The organism is Hydrogenophaga sp. RWCD_12 (assembly GCF_046604225.1).
Lineage (GTDB): Bacteria > Pseudomonadota > Gammaproteobacteria > Burkholderiales > Burkholderiaceae_C > Hydrogenophaga.
The window spans coordinates 1-443 of record NZ_JBKIXC010000024.1 but is presented as its reverse complement, the minus strand read 5'-3'; the positions used below and the strand labels follow the sequence as shown (position 1 = coordinate 443).

The window sequence follows — 443 nt, the reverse complement described above, 5'->3', positions numbered from 1 at the left end:
GCCAGCGAATTCCTGACCTTCCGTCTGGGGGCCGAGGAATACGGCATCGACATCCTGCGCGTGCAGGAGATCCGCTCCTACGAGGAGCCCACGCGGATTGCCAACGCACCGCACTTCATCAAGGGCGTGGTGAATCTGCGCGGGGTGATCGTGCCGGTGGTGGACCTGCGCATCAAGCTGGGCTGCGAGAAGGTGGAATACAACGGTTTCACGGTGGTGATCGTGCTGAACGTGCACGGTCGCGTGGTGGGTGCGGTGGTGGACTCTGTCTCGGACGTGATGGAGCTGGCCAGCGACCTGATCAAGCCGGCGCCGGAGATGAACACCACGGTGGACACCGGCTTCATCACGGGCATCGCCAGCGTGGGCGAACGCATGCTGATCCTGATGGACATCGAGGCGCTGATGAGCAGCGCCGACATGGGCCTGATCGACCCCGGCTC

The 443-nt window shown here is 63.9% G+C and carries 1 protein-coding gene; it reads left to right on the top strand.

Going from position 1 to position 443, the window contains the following annotated elements:
• The coding region (locus tag ACLIJ1_RS23325; RefSeq protein WP_411367971.1) for a chemotaxis protein CheW at positions 1 to 443 on the top strand (443 nt) is incomplete at both ends.